Source organism: Elioraea sp. Yellowstone, from assembly GCF_006704265.1.
In the GTDB taxonomy this organism is placed as follows: domain Bacteria; phylum Pseudomonadota; class Alphaproteobacteria; order Acetobacterales; family Acetobacteraceae; genus Elioraea.
In genome coordinates, this window is sequence record NZ_VIKA01000225.1 from 1 (window position 1) to 3,728 (window position 3,728).

Below are 3,728 nucleotides of genomic sequence, written 5' to 3' on the forward strand. Positions count from 1 at the left end.
CGAAGGCGCGCGCCTTCTGGTCCTCGGTCATGGCGGGCGCGGCGCCGGCGGCGGCGGGCCGAGGCTCTCGATCACGCCGCGATCCACGCGCACCGAGGGGTCGCGCGCCTCCGCCCCCGCCGCCGGAGCGAGGACGAGACAGGCGAGAACGATCCGGGCCAAGCGCGCCATGTCGCGGAAAATGCAAGCCTTCCCGTGGGGAGGCGACACCTTACGCGATCACGATGCGGCGCACCAACCGCCGCGTCCCGATGCTCAGCGGCGGCCGGCGGCGGCCGCGCCGGCGGCGACGATCTCGCGCAACGGGGCGTGCAGATGGGGGTTGGCCGCCACCACGTTGCCCGAGGCCAGCGGATCGCCGCCCTGCTCGTCGGTGACGAAACCGCCCGCCTCGCGCACCATCAGCACCCCGGCGGCGATGTCCCACGGGTTCAGGTTCAGCTCCCAGAACCCCTCGTAGCGCCCGGCCGCGACCCAGGCGAGATCGAGCGCGGCCGCGCCGAAGCGCCGCACGCCCGCGACCTGCGGCATCAGGCGCTCGAGCGTCGCGGAGAACGCGCGCTGGGTGGGGATGGCGGCGAAGGGGATGCCGGTGGCGAACACCGCCTCCTTCATCTCGCGCCGCGCCGAGACGCGCAGCCGCCGGTCGTTGAGGAAGGCGCCGACCCCCTTCTCGGCGACGAACAGCTCGGCCTGGGCGGGCGAGTAGATCACGCCCGCGACGATCTCGCTGGTCTTGCCCAGCCGCCGCTCGAGCGCGATCGAGATCGCCCAGTGCGGGATGCCGTGCAGGAAGTTCGTGGTGCCGTCGAGCGGATCGACCACCCAGCGGAACTTCCACTGTTCGGGACCGGAGCTGCCGGCCTCCTCCATCAGGAAGGCGTAGTCGGGCCGGCCCTTGCCGAGCTCGGCCTTCAGCGTCGCCTCGGCGCGCAGATCGGCCTGGCTGACGAAATCGGACGGCCCCTTGACCGACACCTGGAGCTGCTCGACCTCGCCGAAGTCGCGCAGGAGGCGGCGGGCGGCCTTCTGGGCCGCCGCCATCATCGTGTTGACGGCGGGCGAGAAGCGCGGCGGGGCCACGGGGCCGGGTCAGCCCTTGGCGCGCTCGACGTAGGAGGCGTCCTCGGTGCGCACGACGATGCGGTCGCCCGCCTCGACGAAGGGCGGCACCATGGTCTTCACCCCGTTCGCGAGCACGGCGGGCTTGTAGGAGGAGGAGGCGGTCTGGCCCTTCACCACCGGATCGGCCTGCGCGACCTCGAGCGTGACCGTGGCCGGCAGGTGGATCGCCACCGGCTCGCCCTCGACCAGGTCGACGGTCAGCGTCATGCCCTCCTGGAGGAACTGCTTCGCCTCGCCGCAGAGGGCCGCATCGACCTCGATCTGCTCGTAGCTCTCCTTGTCCATCAGCGTCAGCCGGTCGCCAGTGGCGAAGAGATAGTCGTACTCCTTCTCCTCCGTCATCAGCCGCTCGACCGTATCGACGGTGCGCCAGCGCTCGTCCTTCTTCGCGCCCGTGCGCAGGTTGCGCATCTCCACCTGGATCACCGCCGCCCCCTTGCCCGGGGTGTTGATCTGGCTCTTGAGGATGGTCCAGCGCTGGCCCTCGTGCTCGATCACGTGGCCGGGGCGCATCTGGTTGGCCTGCATCTTCGGCATGGCGGTGTCCGTCGGGAGATGGGGGGCGGGCGCGGGTGTTACCGGCTTTCGGGGGGACCGGCAACCGGGGAGGACGGCGCAGGCGCTGCGGCCGCGATTCCGGCGCAGTCCGGCACGCGCCCGCCCGCCCGGCTCGCCCCTCGTCCCCGGGCAGCGGCGCCTCCGCCGGGCTCGCCCGTCCGATCCGCAACCGAGCCATCCGGACGCCGCCATCACACGTCCAGGCCGACAGCCCATCGGCACGCCAGCTCCCGGCCGGGCGGCTCGGCCGGCCTTCCCGCAGCCCTAACGCGGCAGGAACACCATGTCGCGGCCGTCCGCGACGCGGACGCGGCGCACAGGCACCGCCCAGACGCGACCGACCGTCGCCTCGTCCAGCACCGCCTCCGGCGGCCCGTGCGCGACGATGCGCCCGCCCTCCATCACCGCCACACGGTCGCACCAGCGCGACGCCGCGGCGAGATCGTGCAGCACCGCCACCACGATCCCCCCCGCCCGGGCGCGTTCCGCCGCCACGCGCAGGATCGCATGCGCATGGGCGAGGTCGAGGCTGCTCGTCGGCTCGTCCAGGAACAGCGCCGTGCGTTCCGTCGGCGTCCCATGCAGCTGCGCCAGCACGCGCGCGAGCTGCACGCGCTGCGCCTCCCCGCCCGACAGCCCCTGCACGATCCGCTGCGCCAAGGTCTCCACGCCGGCGAGTCGCATCGCCGCCGCCACCGCGCGTGCATCCTCCGCGCGCGTGACCCGTCCCGCATGAGGAATGCGGCCGAGCCGCACTACCGCCTCCGCCCGCAGCGGGAAGCCGAGCACGCTCGCCTGCGGCAGCACCGCACGCCGCCGCGCGAGCGCCGCCGGTGCGATACGCGCGATCTCCGTGTCCTCCCACGTCACCGTGCCGGAGTCGGGGGCGAGCTCGCCCGACAGCACGCGCACGAGCGTCGATTTGCCGGCCCCGTTGGGACCGACGAGACCGAGCAGCACGCCGCCCGTCACCTCGAGCGCCGGCACCTCCAGGATCACCCGACCGCCGCGCCGAACCACCACGCCGCGCGCGACGATCACGTCCCGTCCACCTTCAACCGCTCGCGCAACAGCAGCGCAAGGAAGAACGGACCGCCGAGCAGCGCCGTCACCAGCCCGATCGGCAGCTCGGCCGGGGCCACGACGATGCGCGAGGCCGCATCCGCGGCGGCCAGCAGCACCGCACCCGCGAGCGCGGAGGCGGGCAGCACCCAGGCGTGATGCGCCCCGCGGGCGAGCCGGACCAGATGCGGCGCGACGATGCCGATGAAGCCGATCGTCCCCGTCGCCGCCACCGCTGCGCCGACCGCCAGCGCCACGAGGACCACGGCGACGCGCTTCATCCGCTCGATCGGAATGCCGAGCGTCACCGCCTCGCGCTCGCCGAGGATCAGCGCGTCCAGGGCGCGCGCGAGCCGAGGTGCCGCCAGCGCCAGCGGCAAGGCCGCGCCGGCGACCATGCCGAGACGCGGCCAGGACGCGCCCGCGCAGCTCCCCATCGTCCAGAACATGATGTCGCGCAACTGCAGATCGTCGGCGGCGAACACGAAGGCCGAGGTGAGCGCGCCGGCAAGGGCGTTGAACACGATCCCCGCGAGCAGCATGGTCGCGATCAGCACCCGCCCCTCGACGGTGGCGAGACGCTGCACCATCAGCGTCACCGCGAGCGCGCCGAGAAAGGCGGCGATCGTCGTCGCGTAGGGGCGCAGCGGCGCGGGCAGCAGCGCCGCTCCCAGGACGATGGTGGCCACCGCGCCGGCCGCGCCGCCGGCCGAGACGCCGAGCAGCCCGGGGTCGGCGAGCGGGTTGCGGAACAGCCCCTGCATCACCGCCCCGGCCAGTCCCAGCACCGCGCCGACCATCCCGGCCATCAGCGTGCGCGGCACGCGCAGCACCGCCACCACCGCGAGGTCGCGCGCATCCGCCGTCACCGGCAGTCCGGCCCAGGCGGCGAGCGCGGCCAGCACGCGATCGGGCGGCAGCGCGATCGGGCCGGTGCCGACCGCCACCACCAGCACCACCGCCAGCGCCGCACCGAGCAGCGC

At 74.1% G+C, this 3,728-nt stretch carries 5 protein-coding genes; all 5 read right to left on the reverse strand.

Annotation, left to right across the window (positions count from 1 at the left end):
* Positions 1 to 27: 27 nt before the first annotated feature.
* Positions 28 to 171, reverse strand: coding sequence for a hypothetical protein (locus tag FK498_RS19525; protein ID WP_161988483.1), 144 nt, complete (start codon positions 169 to 171; stop codon positions 28 to 30).
* An 84-nt stretch (positions 172 to 255) separates the two neighbouring features.
* Positions 256 to 1,044 (reverse strand): inositol monophosphatase family protein, encoded by a 789-nt coding sequence (locus FK498_RS17915; protein ID WP_141856971.1) that lies wholly within the window; start codon positions 1,042 to 1,044, stop codon positions 256 to 258.
* Between the two features lie 48 nt (positions 1,045 to 1,092).
* Positions 1,093 to 1,662, reverse strand: a complete 570-nt coding sequence (efp, locus tag FK498_RS17920; protein ID WP_141856967.1) for an elongation factor P — start codon at positions 1,660 to 1,662, stop codon at positions 1,093 to 1,095.
* 285 nt (positions 1,663 to 1,947) lie between these two features.
* Positions 1,948 to 2,724, reverse strand: a complete 777-nt coding sequence (locus FK498_RS17925; RefSeq protein ID WP_141856969.1) for a heme ABC transporter ATP-binding protein — start codon at positions 2,722 to 2,724, stop codon at positions 1,948 to 1,950.
* Positions 2,721 to 3,728: iron ABC transporter permease (locus FK498_RS17930; RefSeq protein WP_202614913.1), on the reverse strand; the 1,008-nt coding region annotated here is incomplete at its 5' end. The genes FK498_RS17925 and FK498_RS17930, both read right to left, overlap by 4 nt.

Excerpts from the sequence above, each read along its gene's own strand:
- FK498_RS19525 (WP_161988483.1), bottom strand. The coding sequence starts at position 171 with ATGGCGCGCTTGGCCCGGATCGTTCTCGCCTGTCTCGTCCTCGCTCCG.
- FK498_RS17915 (WP_141856971.1), bottom strand. The coding sequence starts at position 1,044 with ATGGCGGCGGCCCAGAAGGCCGCCCGCCGCCTCCTGCGCGACTTCGGC.
- efp (WP_141856967.1), bottom strand. The coding sequence starts at position 1,662 with ATGCCGAAGATGCAGGCCAACCAGATGCGCCCCGGCCACGTGATCGAG.